This window comes from Sphingomonas sp. R86521 (genome assembly GCF_042466235.1).
Classification (GTDB): domain Bacteria; phylum Pseudomonadota; class Alphaproteobacteria; order Sphingomonadales; family Sphingomonadaceae; genus Sphingomonas.
Genome location: NZ_JAXHBY010000001.1, coordinates 1,469,927 through 1,486,996, shown reverse-complemented (window position 1 = coordinate 1,486,996; position 17,070 = coordinate 1,469,927). Strand labels below are relative to the sequence as shown.

General features: G+C 67.4%; 13 protein-coding genes and 1 pseudogene. 5 read left to right on the top strand and 9 right to left on the bottom strand.

Annotated features, from left to right (window positions below; translation table 11 throughout):
• The first annotated feature begins 102 nt into the window (after positions 1-102).
• Positions 103-4,391 (top strand): annotated as a pseudogene (gene rpoC / locus SJY20_RS06925) (DNA-directed RNA polymerase subunit beta').
• A 120-nt stretch (positions 4,392-4,511) separates the two neighbouring features.
• Positions 4,512-5,801 (top strand): glycosyltransferase, encoded by a 1,290-nt coding sequence (locus SJY20_RS06920; protein WP_380785908.1) that lies wholly within the window; start codon positions 4,512-4,514, stop codon positions 5,799-5,801.
• Between the two features lie 8 nt (positions 5,802-5,809).
• On the opposite strand, the gene SJY20_RS06915 is transcribed toward SJY20_RS06920, so the two are convergent.
• The 3 genes from SJY20_RS06915 to SJY20_RS06905 form a co-directional block, all read right to left on the bottom strand.
• Positions 5,810-6,268, bottom strand: coding sequence for a DUF4126 domain-containing protein (locus tag SJY20_RS06915; RefSeq protein ID WP_380785907.1), 459 nt, complete (start codon positions 6,266-6,268; stop codon positions 5,810-5,812).
• A gap of 67 nt (positions 6,269-6,335) precedes the next feature.
• Positions 6,336-7,109 (bottom strand): metallophosphoesterase family protein, encoded by a 774-nt coding sequence (locus SJY20_RS06910; RefSeq protein ID WP_380785905.1) that lies wholly within the window; start codon positions 7,107-7,109, stop codon positions 6,336-6,338.
• Positions 7,102-8,193, bottom strand: coding sequence for a catalase family protein (locus SJY20_RS06905; protein WP_380785904.1), 1,092 nt, complete (start codon positions 8,191-8,193; stop codon positions 7,102-7,104). The genes SJY20_RS06910 and SJY20_RS06905 overlap by 8 nt, the downstream gene beginning before the upstream one ends.
• A gap of 117 nt (positions 8,194-8,310) precedes the next feature.
• Between SJY20_RS06905 and SJY20_RS06900 the strand changes: the two genes are divergently transcribed.
• Positions 8,311-8,979, top strand: a complete 669-nt coding sequence (locus SJY20_RS06900) for a fumarylacetoacetate hydrolase family protein (RefSeq protein ID WP_380785903.1) — start codon at positions 8,311-8,313, stop codon at positions 8,977-8,979.
• Between the two features lie 97 nt (positions 8,980-9,076).
• On the opposite strand, the gene def is transcribed toward SJY20_RS06900, so the two are convergent.
• The gene (gene def / locus SJY20_RS06895; RefSeq protein ID WP_380785902.1) at positions 9,077-9,613 is read right to left on the bottom strand and encodes a peptide deformylase; all 537 of its coding nucleotides are present in this window, start codon (positions 9,611-9,613) and stop codon (positions 9,077-9,079) included.
• Positions 9,614-9,657: 44 nt separating this feature from the next.
• Positions 9,658-10,254, bottom strand: coding sequence for a recombination mediator RecR (recR, locus tag SJY20_RS06890; protein WP_380785900.1), 597 nt, complete (start codon positions 10,252-10,254; stop codon positions 9,658-9,660).
• 53 nt (positions 10,255-10,307) lie between these two features.
• Between recR and fmt the strand changes: the two genes are divergently transcribed.
• Together fmt and truA are read left to right on the top strand one after the other, a co-directional pair.
• Positions 10,308-11,219 (top strand): methionyl-tRNA formyltransferase, encoded by a 912-nt coding sequence (fmt, locus tag SJY20_RS06885; RefSeq protein ID WP_380785899.1) that lies wholly within the window; start codon positions 10,308-10,310, stop codon positions 11,217-11,219.
• Positions 11,216-11,974, top strand: a complete 759-nt coding sequence (gene truA / locus SJY20_RS06880) for a tRNA pseudouridine(38-40) synthase TruA (protein ID WP_380785897.1) — start codon at positions 11,216-11,218, stop codon at positions 11,972-11,974. The genes fmt and truA overlap by 4 nt, the downstream gene beginning before the upstream one ends.
• Positions 11,975-12,159: 185 nt before the next feature.
• On the opposite strand, the gene SJY20_RS06875 is transcribed toward truA, so the two are convergent.
• From SJY20_RS06875 to ilvD, 4 genes are read right to left on the bottom strand one after another with little or no spacing between them, the layout of a single operon-like run.
• The gene (locus tag SJY20_RS06875; RefSeq protein WP_380785896.1) at positions 12,160-13,371 is read right to left on the bottom strand and encodes a class I SAM-dependent RNA methyltransferase; all 1,212 of its coding nucleotides are present in this window, start codon (positions 13,369-13,371) and stop codon (positions 12,160-12,162) included.
• The gene (locus SJY20_RS06870) at positions 13,368-14,969 is read right to left on the bottom strand and encodes an NAD(P)H-hydrate dehydratase (RefSeq protein ID WP_380785894.1); all 1,602 of its coding nucleotides are present in this window, start codon (positions 14,967-14,969) and stop codon (positions 13,368-13,370) included. The genes SJY20_RS06875 and SJY20_RS06870 overlap by 4 nt, the downstream gene beginning before the upstream one ends.
• Positions 14,966-15,358: a hypothetical protein gene (locus SJY20_RS06865; RefSeq protein WP_380785893.1), complete on the bottom strand. Its 393-nt coding sequence runs from the start codon at positions 15,356-15,358 to the stop codon at positions 14,966-14,968. The genes SJY20_RS06870 and SJY20_RS06865 overlap by 4 nt, the downstream gene beginning before the upstream one ends.
• Entirely contained in the window at positions 15,339-17,060 is a 1,722-nt protein-coding gene (ilvD, locus tag SJY20_RS06860; protein ID WP_380785891.1) for a dihydroxy-acid dehydratase, read from the bottom strand. The genes SJY20_RS06865 and ilvD overlap by 20 nt, the downstream gene beginning before the upstream one ends.
• Positions 17,061-17,070: the final 10 nt, after the last annotated feature.

The following is a 17,070-nucleotide window of genomic DNA, read 5'->3' as shown; positions in this document are numbered from 1 at the left end:
AGGGGTCGGGGGAGGGCCTGTCCCCGCAGGCACCACCCCGAGAGGCTACGACATCCCCTCCCCTAGCCCCTCCCGCCATGCGGGAGGGGAATGGAGAATAAAATGAACGAGATGACCCCCTTCGCCAATCCGGTCGCCAAGACCGAGACGTTCGACCAGATCCAGATCGGCATCGCGTCCCCGGACAAGATCCGTTCGTGGTCGTTCGGCGAGATCAAGAAGCCCGAGACCATCAACTATCGCACGTTCAAGCCCGAGCGTGACGGCCTGTTCTGCGCGCGCATCTTCGGTCCGATCAAGGATTACGAGTGCCTGTGCGGCAAGTACAAGCGCATGAAGTACAAGGGCATCGTCTGCGAGAAGTGCGGCGTCGAGGTTACCGTCTCGAAGGTCCGCCGCGAGCGGATGGGCCATATCGAGCTCGCCGCACCGGTCGCGCACATCTGGTTCCTGAAGTCGCTGCCGTCGCGCATCGGCCTGTTGCTCGACATGCAGCTGAAGCAGCTCGAGCGCGTGCTGTACTTCGAGGCGTACATCGTGATCGAGCCGGGCCTGACCCCGCTCGAGAAGTACCAGCTGATGACCGAGGACGAGCTCCTCGACGCACAGGACCAGTATGGCGAGGACGCGTTCTCGGCCGGTATCGGTGCCGAGGCGGTCCGCATCATGCTCGAATCGCTCGATCTCGTCGGTGAGCGTACCGCGCTGCTCGAAGAGCTCAGCGGTCACCAAGTCCGAGCTGAAGCCCAAGAAGATCATCAAGCGGCTGAAGGTCGTCGAGAGCTTCATCGATTCGGGCAACCGCCCCGAGTGGATGATCCTCGAGGTCGTTCCGGTCATCCCGCCCGAGCTGCGCCCGCTGGTGCCGCTGGACGGTGGTCGTTTCGCGACGTCGGATCTGAACGATTTGTATCGCCGCGTGATCAACCGCAACAACCGCCTGAAGCGCCTGATGGAGCTCCGCGCGCCGGACATCATCGTCCGCAACGAGAAGCGCATGCTCCAGGAGGCTGTCGACGCACTGTTCGACAACGGTCGCCGCGGTCGCACGATCACGGGTGCCAACAAGCGTCCGCTGAAGTCGCTGTCCGACATGCTCAAGGGCAAGCAGGGCCGCTTCCGCCAGAACCTGCTCGGCAAGCGCGTCGACTATTCGGGGCGTTCGGTCATCGTGACCGGTCCTGAGCTGAAACTGCACCAGTGCGGCCTGCCGAAGAAGATGGCGCTCGAGCTGTTCAAGCCGTTCATCTACGCACGTCTCGATGCGAAGGGTCTGTCGATGACCCTGAAGCAGGCGAAGAAGTGGGTCGAGAAGGAGCGCAAGGAAGTCTGGGATATCCTGGACGAGGTGATCCGCGAGCATCCGGTCATGCTGAACCGTGCGCCGACGCTTCACCGTCTGGGCATCCAGGCGTTCGAGCCGGTTCTGATCGAGGGCAAGGCGATCCAGCTTCACCCGCTGGTCTGCTCGGCATTCAACGCCGATTTTGACGGCGATCAGATGGCCGTGCACGTTCCGCTGAGCCTCGAGGCCCAGCTCGAAGCGCGCGTCTTGATGATGTCGACGAACAACATCCTGTCGCCTGCCAACGGCAAGCCGATCATCGTTCCGTCGCAGGACATGGTCCTCGGTCTCTATTATCTGTCGATGATGAAGGAGAACGAGCCGGGTCAGGGGATGCTGATCAGCGACATGGCAGAGGTGCATCAGGCACTGAACGCCGGGTCGGTGACGCTGCACACCAAGATCATCAGCCGCGTTCCGCAGACCGATGAGAAGGGCAAGCAGTACCTGAAGCGGTACGAGACCACGCCGGGCCGCATGCTGCTGGGCGAGACCCTGCCGCACAGCCACAAGGTGCCGTTCGAGACCGTCAACCGCCTTCTCACCAAGAAGGACGTGGGCGACGTGATCGACGAGGTCTATCGTCACACCGGCCAGAAGGAGACCGTGCTGTTCGCCGACGCGATTATGTCGCTCGGCTTCCGCCACGCGTTCCGCGCCGGCATCTCGTTCGGCAAGGACGACATGATCATTCCGGACGCCAAGGTTGGTCTGGTCGACGACACCAAGGCGCTCGTGAAGGACTTCGAGCAGCAGTATCAGGACGGCCTGATCACGCAGCAGGAGAAGTACAACAAGGTTATCGACGCCTGGAGCCGTTGCGGCGACCAGGTCGCGAACGCCATGATGGACGAGATCCGTTCGGTGAAGATCGACGAGGAAACCGGCCGTGAAAAGCCGATCAACTCGATCTACATGATGGCCCACTCGGGTGCTCGTGGTTCGCAGGCGCAGATCAAGCAGCTTGCCGGCATGCGCGGCCTGATGGCCAAGCCGTCGGGCGAGATCATCGAAACGCCGATCATCTCGAACTTCAAGGAGGGCCTGACCGTCCTGGAGTACTTCAACTCGACCCACGGCGCTCGCAAGGGCCTCGCGGATACGGCGTTGAAGACGGCGAACTCGGGCTATTTGACGCGTCGTCTGGTCGACGTGTCGCAGGATTGCGTCATCATCGAACCGGATTGCGGCACGACCCGCGCTTTGGAGATGAAGGCGATCCTTCAGGGTGGTTCGACCATCGCATCGCTCGGCGAGCGCATCCTGGGTCGTACGACCGCGGAGGACATCACCGATCCGAAGACCGGCAAGGTCGTCATCCCATCGGGCACGCTGCTCGACGAGCCGATGATCACGACGATCGAAGGCCTCGGCACGCAGTCGTGCAAGATCCGCAGCCCGCTGGTCTGCGAGTCGAAGATCGGCGTCTGCGGCAAGTGCTACGGGCGCGATCTTGCCCGCGGTACGCCGGTCAACATCGGTGAAGCTGTCGGCGTCATCGCCGCGCAGTCGATCGGTGAGCCGGGCACGCAGCTGACGATGCGTACGTTCCACATCGGTGGTGCGGCGCAGCTCAACGAAACGTCGAACCTCGAGGCGCATGCCGACGGTACGGTGCAGTTCCGCGATCTGCGTATCATCGTCGATCAGCGTGGCCGTCGCGTGGTGCTTAGCCGCTCGGGCGAAATCGCGATCGTCGACATGGACGGCCGCGAGCTCTCGGTCGATCGCATCCCATACGGTGCGTACGTGCTGTTCGACGATGGTCACATCGTGTCGAAGGGCGACCGGATGGCCGAGTGGGATCCGTTCACCATGCCGGTGATCACGGAGAACCCAGGCACGATCAAGTATGTCGACCTGATCGAGGGCAAGACGCTCACCGAGCAGACCGACGAAGCGACGGGCATCGCCCAGCGCGTGGTCGTGGAATATCGTGCGGCAACCAAGTCGAAGGAGGATCTTCGTCCGCGCCTGACCCTGCTCGACGATGCGAGCGGCGAGAGCGGTCGTTACATGCTGGCGATCGGTGCGACGTTGTCGGTCGAGGATGGCGCACAGGTCCAGGGCGGCGACGTCGTGGCCCGTGTCAGCCGTGAATCGGCCAAGACCCGCGACATCACCGGTGGTCTGCCGCGCGTCGCCGAGCTGTTCGAGGCACGCAAGCCCAAGGAAAACGCGATCATCGCGAAGGTCTCGGGTCGTGTCGTGTTCGGCAAGGACTACAAGGCCAAGCGCAAGATCGGTATCCAGCCCGAGGACGGCAGCGAGGTCGTGGAGTATCTGATCCCGAAGTCGAAGGTCATCGACGTTCAGGAAGGCGACTACGTCAAGCGTGGCGACAACCTGATCGGCGGTTCGCCCGATCCGCACGACATTCTCGAAGTGCTCGGCATCGAGCCCCTAGCGGAATATCTCGTGTCGGAAATCCAGGAAGTCTACCGACTTCAGGGCGTGAAGATCAACGACAAGCACATCGAGACGATCGTTCGCCAGATGCTGCAGAAGGTCGAGATCACCGACGGCGGCGACACCACGCTGCTGGCCGGCGAGCAGGTCGATCGCGAGGAAATGGACGCGATCAACGAGAAGCTCGAGAAGAAGCAGGCCAAGGCGGTCGGCAAGCCGATCCTGCTCGGCATCACCAAGGCGTCGCTGCAGACTCGCAGCTTCATCTCGGCGGCGTCGTTCCAGGAGACCACGCGAGTGCTCACCGAAGCAGCCGTGCAGGGCAAGCAGGACATGCTGATGGGCCTGAAGGAGAACGTCATCGTCGGGCGTCTGATCCCGGCCGGCACCGGCGCTGGGCTTAACCGCCTGCGGGTCGTGGCCAACAGCCGCGATGCGGCGATGCGCGTCGCGCAGCGCAAGATGGCCGAAGTCTCGATCATCGCGCCCAAGGACGCGAAGGAAGAAGCATGACGCCGAGCTGGCACGGTCGGCACGCGATGCCGGCGGCACCGGCGACGATGCGCTGGCCGAGGTCGTGACCAGCGGCACCGGCACTGATGCGGACGCCGGCGAGTATCTGAACACGCCAGAGTAACCGGCGCATTCAGTTGGAGCTGGCGTAAATCAGGCCGCCGTCCGGGGAACCGGGCGGCGGCCTTTTTTTGTCGTCATATCGTCATGTCCGCGCGCCAGTGCCGTGTGGGGGACGTTGCGCATGCGAAAAATCGTTTTGGTCACGATCGGGTCGCTCGGCGATCTGCATCCCTTCATCGCGATCGGGCAGGCGCTGCAGCGGCGCGGGTTCCACGTCGTCATGGGCGTTCCCGAGGACCAGCTGGGCAAGACCCGCGCCGCCGGTCTGGACGCGGTCGCGGTGGTCGGTGGATTCGCGGCGGTGCGCGAGCGGCTGGGTTTGGGCGAGCGTGAAGCGGCGCAGCGGATCATGACCGACCAGCGCTATATGATGGACGAGGTGCTGATGCCGTGGCTGACGTCGAGCGCGGAGGCGCTCGATGCGATGGTCGAGGATGCGGTGGCGATCGTCGGATCGCTGTTCGTGTTCGCGGCGCCGATCATTGCCGAGAAGCACCGCATTCCGCTGGTCGGCGTCGTGCTGCAGCCGATGACATTGTTCTCGACCTATGCTCCGCCGCGGACCCCCGAGTTCCGGATGATGGCGCATGCGCCGACCGGGCCGTTGGGGCGGTGGTGGAACCGGCGGGTCTATGCTCGGCTTCGTGGCCTGTTGCGACGATTCTACGCGGCGCGGCTCGATGCGCTACGGGCGGCACACGGCCTGGCGGAATCGGATCAAGCGCTGTTGATCGACACGCCCGCTTGGACCGCGCTGACGCTGGGTTGCTATTCCCCTGTATTCGCACCGCGGCAGCCCGATGCGCCGCCCGAACTAAGGGTGGTCGGCTTCCCGATGTTCGACAGCGACGGCGGCGGATCGGAGGTGCTCGATGTGGCGCTGGAGGCATTCCTAGCGGCGGGGGCCCCTCCCCTGGTGTTCACGTTGGGGTCGTTCGCGGTGCTGGCGCCGGGTGACTTCTATACGGCCGCGGTCGATGCCGCCCGAACGCTGGGGCTGCGGGCCGTGCTGCTGGCGGGCGATGCCGTGGTGGAGCGATCGGGCGCAGACATCCAAGTAGCGCGCTATGTGCCCCACTCGCTGCTGTTCCCGCGCGCGTGTGCGGTGGTGCATCATGGCGGGATGGGATCGACCGGGCAGGCACTGCGCGCTGGCGTACCGCAACTGGTGGTGCCGCATATGGGCGACCAGCACGACAATGGCCACCGGATCGCCGCGCTGGGCGTCGGCGCCGTGCTGGAGGCCAGGCGTTTCACCGCGGCTCGCGCGGCAAGGGCGATCGCCGCGATCCTCGGCGAAACCCATATCCGCAAAGCGCGTGTCTTGGGGGGACAGGTCGCGGCAGAGAATGGCGCAGAAGCCGCCGCGGCAGCCATCATCGCGATGATCGATACGTCTGCGCCGGTGTGAAGCGTGTTTCAGCCGTGTGCGGGCTTCGCGTTGGCAATGACGTTGGCGGCCGAGAAGACGATCGCCTCCTCGACGAATCCGGTCGTGGTCTGACCCCAGCGGGCCATCGCCCATTTGCGCGCGGCAAGGCCTGCATAGGACGATCCGATCGCCGCGCCGATGCCGAGCGCGGCACCAGCGAACTGGCGCTTCGGCGGCGCGAGCGCGGCGCCTGCGAAACCGGCGGTGATCGTGCGCGCGAGCAAGCCGAGGAACACGGTGCGGTCGGGTGCGGTCTTCATCTTGTCACCGGCCATCTCCGCGGCAGCCATGGTCACGCCGCCGGCAGTGATCAGCGGATGCGCCATCAGCCGCGCGCCGGGCGTATCGTACGGCAGCGTACCGCGGCGCGCGGCGCCGGCGAGGGCGGCGAGCGGGGTCATCGAGCGCTGGCCGGCGACGAGGCCCATCAGAATCGAGCGTAACATGGTAACTCCTGTTGATTTGGTCGGAACGGCCGAGCGAGACGAGCGATCCCGGACCGCCAGCCTCTCCTCAGCCGTGCAGGACGTGCTTGGCTTCGGGTGACAGCGTCCGTGCCAGCGTCTCGAACCTGCCGCCGTCGATGCGGATTTCGTTGAAGGCGGGCGGGCTGCCGCGGGTGCGCTTCGACAGCGTGCCGGCACCGATCATGCGGACAATGCGGCCGGCGCGGTCGACGGGCACGTCGAAGGGGTCGTGAACATGACCCGACAGCACCGCGTGCGCGCCGGCTTCGGCGAGCGCGGTCAATGCGCTGTCACCGTGGCGGGTGCGTGCGGTGCCGGTGGTGCCGCCCTCGATCAACGGATGGTGCGCGGCTACGAAGATCAGGTTGCCCTTCGGCGCATCGGCGATCATCGCCAGCGCGCGTTGCAGCGAGCCCGGGCTGACCCGGCCTTTCGACCAGTTCCAGCGCCACTGCGCGCGTGCGGTGGTCTTCAGCGGGACCACCGTCATGCCGGGCAGGTCGAGCGGCTTCTCGATCATCGTCTCGACCGCCGCATAGCGCTGGTACGGCGCGAACAGGCGGCGGAACGGGTCCCAGTAGTAGGGGATGTCGTGATTGCCGACTTCCAGCGTCACGGGGACGCCAAGCGACCGCAGCCAGTCGCCGCCACGCTGGAACTCGTCCTTAGTCGCGCGCATCGTCAGGTCGCCCGTCATGATCACCGCGTCGGGGCGCTCTTCGGTCACCAGCGCGGAGAACCAGGCGATCGCCGCCGGGTCCTCCGCACCGAAATGCACGTCGCTGACATGAAACAGCTTGAGGGAACGGGCCTCAGACAAGTTCGGACAAGCTCTTTGGCTGGTGGACCGGGCAGCCGTTGAACTGGCCGCGGAACTGCGACGAGAGCTCATACGGGGATTTGCGGGCGCGGTTGACGCCGCCGAGCGGCTGGTGTGCCGTGACGCCGTCCCAGACGCTGTAGACCAGCGCGTCGTCGGTACGCTCGGTGGCGCCATGTTCCCAGCTAAGCTGCGGCGGGACTTCGAGCGTGGCGACGGTGACGAACGGGCTTGCCTTGTCGTCCCATACGACGCTCGCATCCTCGATCGGCATCGCGTCGAGATCGGTGTTGAGCTGCACGCGCAGCTCCCAGGTACCGCCATGCTCGATCATCTCATCGCGGACGACCTCACGCAATGCGTCGGGACGCGCGGTGACATCGACCAGGTCGCCTGTCAGCCGCGTCAGCCCCGGCGAGACCGGGAACAGCGCCAGCTTGGCGACGTAATCGCCGTAGCGGAACGGCGTCTGCGTGTAATAGGTCTCACCCAGTGGATGGACCGGCGCGGCACCGCCGAGCGTCTTGAGCGTCGCCGATTCGCCGCCGACCGCCTCCAGCGCGGATTCGACGACCCGGAAGGTTGCCGACATCGCCTTCTTAACGCCCTCGAACCGGTCGGTGGTCTTGGTCAGCAGCTTGAGGTTCTTGCCGAACGCCTTGGCATCGGGCGCCGAGAAGGCCGGGCCGTTGACCATGATGAAGTCCTGCGTGGCGTTGCCCTCCGACCCCGGCAGGCGGTCGCCATCCACGTCGAGGATCTTCAGCGCGAGGCCGCGCGGCAGGCTGACGCTGTCGTCGAGGATATCGCCGGCGTTGGTCGAGATGCGGATCACCGCCTCGTGCGTGCCGGGGGTCGCAAAGATACCCTGCGCAAGCTGGGGCGGCAGGTTCGCCGCGATGGTTAATGTGCCGCGTGCAATGCCGTGCGCCTTGGCATGGACCGCACGGACCGCATGGCCATAGTCCTTCGACGTCGTTTCCAGGATTTCCTGGAAGCTCTCGTTGAGCCCCGCGATCGTCTCGGCCTCGTCGGGGGCGATCGTCTCGATCGACGGATCGTAGCGGACGGGGGTATTGGACATGCGGTATCTCCTTGATCTCGATTGGGTAACCCGCGCGCAGGCGGGACGTTCCGCGCCGGCGCGATTGCAAAGCGAAGGTCGCGGGTGCAATCGCCGGGCAACCCGAGGAGACCGTTCATGCTTCCTGTCGTCGTCGTCCCCACCATCGCCATCGCCGGGTCCGCCGAGCGGTTTCCGGTGCGGCGGATATTCTGCGTTGGGCAGAATTACGCCGACCATGCGCGTGAGATGGGCAATGATCCGGACCGGCAGCAGCCGTTCTTCTTCGCCAAACCCGCCAACGCGGTCGTGGAGAATGGCGCCACCCTGCCCTTCCCGGTGCGGACCGACGATTTGCACCACGAGGTCGAACTGGTGGTCGCGCTCGCTGCGGGCGGGAGCGATGTCGATGCGAAGGACGCGCCGGGGCTGATCTATGGCAGCGCGGTCGGGATCGACCTGACGCGCCGCGACCTGCAGGCGGTGGCGAAGAAGGCCGGGCGACCATGGGACATGGCGAAGGGTTTCGACCGATCGGCGCCGATCGCGGCACTGACCCCGGGGGCGCCGCCCGAGACTGGACGGATCGCGCTGACCATCGACGGCGAGGGGCGGCAGTCGGGCGACCTGTCGATGATGATCTGGAGCGTGGCCGAGATCATCGCGGTGCTGTCGACCTATGTCGAACTGGCGCCGGGGGATCTGATCTTTACGGGCACGCCCGCGGGGGTCGGGCCGATCCGCGCGGGGCAGCGGGTTCGGGCGGAGATCGCGGGGTTGGAGGCGCTGGAGGTCAGCTTTACCTAATACCGTCATCGCGGCGAAAGCCGGGACCCAGAGTTACGGGCGGTATCGTTTGGGACCCTGGGTCCTGACTTTCGTCAGGATGACGGAGGTGTGGGGGTCAGCCTGCGCGGCGCATCTTGGCGAGCTTCTTCATGACCATGTCGCGCTTCAGGCGACTGATATGGTCGATGAAGAGCACGCCGTTGAGATGGTCGATCTCGTGCTGCATGCAGGTCGAGAGCAGGCCGTCGAGATACTCCTCGTGAGAAGCGCCGGTCTCGTCCTGCCAGCGGACGCGGCACGATGCAGGGCGTGCGACCTCGGCATATTGCTCGGGGATCGAGAGGCAGCCCTCGTTGTAGATCTTGCTCTCGTCGCCGACCGACAGGATTTCCGGGTTGATGTACGCGCGTGGGTCGCGGATCGGGGTTTCCTTGCCGTCCTCGTCGGTCTCGACCTCGTCCTGAAGGTCGATCACGAGGATGCGCTGGTCGACGCCGACCTGGATTGCGGCGAGGCCGATGCCGTGCGCATCGTACATCGTCTCGATCATGTCGGCGACGAACGCGCGCGTCGAATCGTCGATCGTCTCGACGGGCTTGGAGACCAGGCGCAGGCGCGGGTCGGGGACTTCTACGATTGGGAGGACGGCCATCCGCGCGAGCTAGGAAACGCGAGGGCCAGCGTCAAGCCATGGCCTCAGCCGACGGGACGCCGCGCACGCAACGCTTGGGCCAGCGTACCCTCGTCGAGATAGTCGAGTTCGCCGCCGACTGGCAGGCCGTGCGCAAGCTGGGTGACGCGTACCGGGAAGCGTTCGATGCGGTCGGCTATGTAGTGGGCGGTGGTCTGACCCTCTAGTGTCGCATTCATCGCGAGGACGACCTCGTCGATTCCGCCGGCTTCGATGCGGCGGACCAGGCTGTCGATACTGAGATCCTCGGGGCGGATACCCTCAAGCGCGGACAGGCGGCCGCCGAGGACGTGGAAGCGCCCGGGGAACAACCGCGAGCGGTCGAGTGCCCAGAGGTCGGCGACCTCTTCGACGACGCAGAGCGCGCGCTGGTCGCGGCGGGGGTCGGCGCAGATCGCACAGGGATTGGTGGTATCGATATTACCGCATTCGCTGCAATTCTCGAGCCGTTCGTCGACCGCGGTCAGCGCCTCGCGCAACGGGCCGAGCGCCGCCTCGCGCTTCTTGAGCAGATGGAGCACGGCGCGGCGTGCGGAACGGGGGCCGAGGCCGGGAAGTCGCGCCAGGGCTTGCGTCAGCGCCTCGATCTCGGGGGATGCCATCGAGAACAGATAGGGGGTTGCATCGCCCTCCGCCAGCGTGTTCGGGGAGTCGCATGCGGATCGTTTTCATGGGAACGCCGGACTTCGCGGTGCCGGTTCTGGATGCCCTGGTCGAGGCCGGGCACGATGTCGTCGCGGCCTATTGCCAACCGGCGCGGCCGGGCGGGCGGCGCGGCCGGGCGCTGGTGCCGTCGCCGGTGCAGGCGCGTGCCGAGGCTTTGGGAATCGCAGTGCGCTCGCCGGTGTCGTTGAAGACGGCCGAGGTGCAGGCCGAGTTCGCCGCGTTCGGGGCCGATGTGGCGGTGGTCGCGGCGTACGGCCTGATCCTGCCGCGCGCGGTGCTGGATGCGCCGGTGCACGGATGCCTGAACGTGCATGGATCGCTGTTGCCGCGGTGGCGCGGGGCGGCGCCGGTGCAGCGCACCATCCTCGCCGGGGACGCCGAGACCGGTGTCGGGATCATGCAGATGGAGGCCGGGCTCGATACCGGGCCGGTGCGGCTGGAGGGGCGGACGCCGATCGCAGGCAAGACCGCGGGTGAGTTGACTGCCGAGCTGGCGGCGATGGGCGGGCGGTTGATGGTCGAGGTGATCGGGGACCTGGACGCCCACCCTGCCCGGCCGCAGCCCGAGGACGGCGTCACCTATGCCGCGAAGATCGACAAGGCGGAGGCGCGGATCGATTTCACGCAGAGCGCGCGCGCGGTCGAGCGGCTGGTGCGGGCGATGAACCCGGCACCGGGGGCATGGTTCGAGGTCGCGGGCGAGCGGGTGAAGGTGCTGGCGGCGGATGTGCTGCCCTTCACCTTTCCAGGTGGCGACGGACTGACGGTCGATGCCGCGCTGACGATCGGGTGCGGCGACGGCGCGATCCGGCCAACGCTGGTCCAGCGGGCCGGACGCGGGATCTCGTCGACCGAAGAGTTTCTGCGCGGTTTTCCGATCCGGTCCGGTACCCAGCTTTGACGCGGTTCGCGCTGACGGTGGAGTTCGACGGCCGGCCGTTCATGGGATGGCAGCGCCAGACCCACGGCGCGACCGTGCAGGCCGCGCTGGAAGACGCGGTGTTCGCGGTGACCGGCGAGACCGTCGCGGTACACGGCGCGGGGCGGACCGATGCGGGCGTGCACGGGCGCGCGATGCGGGCGCATGTCGATATCGAGAAAGCGATCGCACCGTTCCGGTTGATGGAGGCGCTGAACGCGCGGCTGCGGCCGGCGCCAGTGGCGGTGCTGGCGTGCGAGGTCGTCGCGGAGGACTGGCATGCGCGGTTCTCGTGCATCGGGCGGGCGTATGAATACGTCATCGTCAACCGGCGGGCGCCGCTGACGGTCGAGGCGGGGCTGGCCTGGCAGGTGCCGCAGCCGTTGGACGCGGAAGCGATGGCGGAGGCGGCGCGGGCGTTGGTGGGGCTGCATGACTTCACGACGTTCCGGTCGGCGCATTGCCAGTCGGCGAGTCCGGTCAAGACGCTCGACCGGCTGGAGGTGGTGCGCCGCGGGGACCGGGTGACGATCGAGGCTGCGGCGCGGTCGTTCCTGCATCACCAGGTGCGGTCGATGGTCGGGTGCCTGGCTCTGGTGGGGATGGGGCGCTGGGCGGTCGGGGATGTGGCTGCGGCGCTGGCGGCGAAGGATCGGGCGAAGCTGGGGCTGAATGCGCCGCCGGATGGGTTGTTTTTTGTCGAGGCGGTCTACCCTCCGCCGTCATCCCGGGCTTGAACTGGAACCCAGAGTTACGGGGCGGAGCGCCTGTGACCCTGGGTCCTGACTTTCGTCAGGATGACGAAGAGGCGGCGGACGAAGCGGCGGCGGGAGGCGGCCTACCCATCCGCCGTCATCCTGGGCTTGACCCAGGATCCAGAGTTACGGAGCGCGGCGCTTGTGACTCTGGGTCCTGACTTTCGTCAGGATGACGAAGAGGCGGCGGACGAAGAGCGGGTGAACTTCGCCGCGAGTTCGACGTGGGTCGACCAGCGGAACTGGCCGACCGGCTGGATCCAGTCGATCTGCCAGCCGGCATCGTACAGGTCCTTGGCATCGCGGGCGAAGGTGGCCGGGTTGCACGAGACATAGGCGATGACCGGCGTCTTGCTCGCCGCCAGCGCGACGATCTGTTCGCGTGCGCCGGAGCGCGGCGGATCGAGTACGACGGCGTCGAAGCGGTCGAGTTCGGCCACGGTCAGCGGGCGGCGATAGAGGTCGCGGTGTTCGGGGAAGACGGCTCGACGCGCGGCGTTGGCGCCGGCCTTCAGCGATCCGAGTGCGTCGCGGCCGGCTTCCGCCGCGTAGACCTTGGCGGGAATCGCCAGCGTGAAGGTGCCGAGACCGGCGAACAGGTCGGCGACGGTGGCGGGCTTGCCGATCGCGTCGAGGACTGCGGCGGTCAGCGCCGCCTCGCCGTCGACGGTCGCCTGCAGGAACGAGGCCGGCGGTAGCGGCACGGGGACGCCGCCGAGCGTGATCGTGCAGGCATCGGGTTCCCAGCGGGTTTCCGGACCAAGGCCGTCATCGAATGCGACGCGGGCGATTCCATGAGTTTCGCAGAATGCGACCAGCGCTTCGGCGGCGGGCAGGCCGTCGGGCGCGAAGCCGGTGATCAGGATGTCGGGGCCCTGGTCGGCGAGCGTCAGGTGGATGTCGCCACGGCGCTTGAAGTTCAGCTTTCGGAGCAGGACGCGCAGTGGTGCGACCAGCGCGAACAGCCGCGGGTCGAGGATCCAGCATTCCCTGATGTCGACGATTGCGTGCGATTTCTCCTCGGCGAAACCGAGCGTGATGCGGCCGCCCTTGGCTTCGGCGTGGAGGGTGGCGCGACGACGGGTGCGCGGCGGCGAGATGTGGGGTTCTCGGATCGTGGTGGCGATGCCCTGCCCGTCGAGCGCGGAGGCGATGCGATCCACGACGAACTCGGCATAGCTCTGGTCGTCGAGCTGCTGGAGCTGGCAGCCGCCGCAGGTCGGGAAATGGATGCAGGGCGGCACCTGGTGATGCGGTCCGTGCGTCAGCGTGCTGTCGGCGGCGAGCGTGTCGCCAGGCGCGGAGAGGGCGGCGTGGCGGCCGTCGGCGGTGATGCCGTCGCCGCGCGCGGCGATGCGGATGATGGTGTCGTCGGTCATAGGGAGGCGCGGGCTTTTTGTAGGGCGAGAGCTAGGTCGTCGGCGATGAAGGCGGGGCCGAGCCGGCGGGCGGCGTCGGCGTGGAGCCACACGCCGGCGGCGGCGGCGTCGAGTGCGTCGAGACCTGCAGCGAGCATCGCGCCGATCGCGCCGGCGAGGACGTCGCCGGTGCCGGCGGTGCTGAGCCAGTCGCTGGAACGCGGCGCGATGCGGACGCGGCCGTCGGGGGCGGCGATGACAGTGTCGGCGCCTTTGAAGACGACAATGGCGTCGGCGGCCTTGGCGGCGTCGCGGGCTCGGGTGATCTTGTCGGCGTTGGATTTGCCGAACAGCGCGTCGAACTCGCCGGAATGGGGGGTGAGGATGGCGCTCACGGTCAGCGCGGCGATGCGGGCGGGATCGAGCAGTCGGAGCGCGTCGCCGTCGATGACGAGGTGATGGGCGGTGGCGAGCGCAGCATCGAGCAGCGCGCGCGCATGGTCGCTGCGGCCGAGGCCGGGGCCGATGACCAGCGCGCCGATGCGGTCGTTGGCGAGCGCGTCATCGCTGAAGGCCGCGCGGACGAGCGCGTGCGGGGGGCCCTGGGTGTCGCCGAGCAGCGTGACGTAGCCGGCACCGGCGTGCATCGCCGCGAGCGCGGCGAGTTCGGAGGCGCCGGGCATGTCGCCGGCGATGATCGCGACCATGCCGCGGGTGTATTTGTGCGCGTCGGGACCGGGGTTCGGGAGGTCCCGGGCTTCGAGGACGTAGGCGTCGCTGGCGATGGGGATGCCGATGTCCAGGAGGCGGATTTCTCCGCAATAGCGCGCGGCGGGTTGGAGGAGGTGGACTGGCTTTACGGCTCCGAGCGCGAGGGTGATGTCGAAGACGGGGGGCGTGCTGAGGGCTGCGCCGGTGTCGGTGGCGAGGCCGCTGGGGAGGTCGATCGCGATCGTCAGGTGCGCGGCGGTGGCGAGGTGGTGGAGTTTTTCCACGATCCCCTGTTCCCCCGCGAACCGCCGTTCCCGCGCGAAGGCGGGGGCCCAGGGTTGCCGTGAGCTATCGCTGCTGGGTTCTAGCTGGGCCCCGGCTTCCGCCGGGGAACGGTTGATAGCTGGGCGTTCGTTGGCAACGGACCGTTCCCCGGCGGAGGCCGGGGCCCAGTTGGGGGAGGCTTGCGGGCTATCGATCGCGTTGCCCAACTGGGCCCCCGCCTTCGCCGGGGAACGGTCGGGGGTGTCGAGAGGGCGTGTCAGGCCGGTGCCGAATAGGGCTTCGACCAGGATCGGCGCCGGGGCCGCGTCGGCGAATGTCTCGACGAGGCCCGACCACCCTGCCCTTGCCGCCTTTGCCGCGTCGGTCTTCGGTTCCGCTAGCGTGGCCACGCGCACCCTTGCCCCGCCCGCGGCCAGCACACGTGCCGCGACATAGCCGTCGCCGCCGTTGTTACCGGGGCCGCACAGGATCAGGATTTCGCTGTCGCCGGCCAGACGGCGCACGGCTTCGGCGATCGCGGTGCCGGCGCGCTCCATCAGGGTGGTGACGCTCTCGCCGGTCGCGTGTTCCGCGGCGCGCATCTGCGCGGCGGTGACGATCGGCATCCCTTCGATTCGGTTCACCGCGCGCCCTTGATCGTCGCCGGCAGGCGGTAGCGGTCGCCGCCGAGCGCGACCTCGATGCCGTCGGCGCCGACTACCGTCACCTTCGCGACCTCGGCACCGTCGGCGGCGACGACGCCGCGGCCGTCGGTCGTCACCAGCAGTCGGTGGAACGCCCCGTCGGGATGGCTGACCGTCAGTACCAGCCCGTCCTGCCCCTGGCTCTGCTCGATCGTGCAGTCGCGGGTCAGCGTGGCGCCGTTCCGCGCGCACAGGATGCGGCCGCTGTCGGCGGCATCGGTGCGCGCCTGCGCCTCGACCTGCGCGAGGACCTGCGTATTGGCGGGCTGCTCGCGCCCGCAGGACGCAAGCGTGAGGAACAGGACCGCGCTAGATATCCGCGTAGACATGGGTTTCGGCAGCGGCTCCGGGGTGGGTGACCGCGCCCTTGTAGGCCGGACCCACCGTCTTCGCATAGCGCCACAGTGCGCCCGACTGGTAATCGTTGCTCCGCGGCACCCAGTTCTTCCGGCGCTCGGTCATGACGTCCTCGGCGACGTCGAGGTCGATGGTCCCGGCCTCGGCGTCGATGCGGATGATGTCGCCGTTCTCGACCAGCGCGATCGGGCCGCCGTCGGCCGCTTCCGGGCCGACATGGCCGATGCAGAAGCCGCGGGTGCCGCCCGAGAAGCGACCGTCGGTAATCAGCGCGACGCTCTCGCCCATGCCGAGGCCGTAGAGCGCGGCGGTGGTCGACAGCATCTCGCGCATGCCGGGGCCGCCCTTGGGGCCTTCGTAGCGGATGACGATGACTTCGCCTTCGTTGATCAGGCGGTTTTCGACCGCGGCGAAGCAATCCTCCTCGCAGTCGAACACCCGCGCCGGGCCGGTGAACTGGAGCCGGTGGAGGCCGGCGACCTTCACGATCGCGCCGTCGGGTGCCAGGCTGCCACGCAGACCGACGACGCCGCCGGTCGGGGTGATCGGCGTGGCGATGTCGTAGATCACCTTCTGGTCCGGGTTCCACGTCACCTGGTCTATGTTCTCGCCGAGCGTCTTGCCGGTCACGGTCTTGCAGTTGCCGTCGAGCAGGCCGCCACTCAGCATCGTCTTCATCAGCATGTAGACGCCGCCGGCCTCGTACATGTCCTTGGCGACGTATTTGCCGCCGGGCTTGAGGTCGGCGATGTACGGCGTAGTCTTGAAGATCTCGGCGACGTCGAACAGGTCGAACTCGATTCCGGCTTCATGCGCCATCGCCGGCAGATGCAGCGCGGCGTTGGTCGAGCCGCCGGTTGCCGCGACCACGCGGGCGGCGTTGATGAACGCCTCGCGCGTGCAGATGTCGCGCGGGCGGAGGTTGTCGGCGAGGCATTCCATGACCTGCGCGCCCGCCGCGACGGCGATCTGTTCGCGCGTGCTGTAGGGCGCGGGGACCATGTTGGAATTGGGCAGCGACAGGCCGATCGCCTCGGCGACGCAGGCCATGGTGTTGGCGGTGTACTGGCCGCCGCACGCGCCGTGGCCTGGGCATGCGACCTTTTCCAACGCGTGGACCTCGGACAGCGGGCAGGCGCCGGCGGCGTATTTGCCGACGACCTCGAACACGTCGACCACGGTGACGTCGCGGTCCTGGTAGCGGCCGGGCATGATCGAGCCGCCATAGACGAAGATGCCGGGGACGTTGAGGCGGAGCATCGCCATCATCATGCCGGGCAGCGACTTGTCGCAGCCGGCGAACGCGACGATTGCGTCGTAGCAATGGCCGCGGACGCTGAGTTCGACCGAATCGGCGATGACCTCGCGGCTGACGAGGCTGGACTTCATGCCCTGATGGCCCATCGCGATGCCGTCGGTCACGGTGATGGTGTTGAAGCGGCGCGGCATCCCGCCGCCCTCGATCACGCCGCGTTGCGCGGCATCGGCCTGCGCATCGAGCGTGGTGTTGCAGGGCGCCGAGTTGTTGCCGGCCGAGGCGAGCGCGACGAACGGCCGGGCGATCTGCTCCTCGTCTAGGCCCATCGCATAGTAATAGCTACGATGCGGGGCGCGCTCGGGTCCGACCGAAACATGGCGGCTGGGCAGGCGGGATTTATCGAATGTGCGGGTCATGGCGCACGCC

Bases quoted from the DNA above. Each gene is read 5' to 3' on its own strand.
- SJY20_RS06920 (WP_380785908.1), top strand. From the start codon at position 4,512: ATGCGAAAAATCGTTTTGGTCACGATCGGGTCGCTCGGCGATCTGCAT.
- SJY20_RS06915 (WP_380785907.1), bottom strand. From the start codon at position 6,268: ATGTTACGCTCGATTCTGATGGGCCTCGTCGCCGGCCAGCGCTCGATG.
- SJY20_RS06905 (WP_380785904.1), bottom strand. From the start codon at position 8,193: ATGTCCAATACCCCCGTCCGCTACGATCCGTCGATCGAGACGATCGCC.
- SJY20_RS06900 (WP_380785903.1), top strand. From the start codon at position 8,311: ATGCTTCCTGTCGTCGTCGTCCCCACCATCGCCATCGCCGGGTCCGCC.
- def (WP_380785902.1), bottom strand. From the start codon at position 9,613: ATGGCCGTCCTCCCAATCGTAGAAGTCCCCGACCCGCGCCTGCGCCTG.
- recR (WP_380785900.1), bottom strand. From the start codon at position 10,254: ATGGCATCCCCCGAGATCGAGGCGCTGACGCAAGCCCTGGCGCGACTT.
- fmt (WP_380785899.1), top strand. From the start codon at position 10,308: ATGCGGATCGTTTTCATGGGAACGCCGGACTTCGCGGTGCCGGTTCTG.
- SJY20_RS06875 (WP_380785896.1), bottom strand. From the start codon at position 13,371: ATGACCGACGACACCATCATCCGCATCGCCGCGCGCGGCGACGGCATC.
- SJY20_RS06865 (WP_380785893.1), bottom strand. From the start codon at position 15,358: ATGTCTACGCGGATATCTAGCGCGGTCCTGTTCCTCACGCTTGCGTCC.
- ilvD (WP_380785891.1), bottom strand. From the start codon at position 17,060: ATGACCCGCACATTCGATAAATCCCGCCTGCCCAGCCGCCATGTTTCG.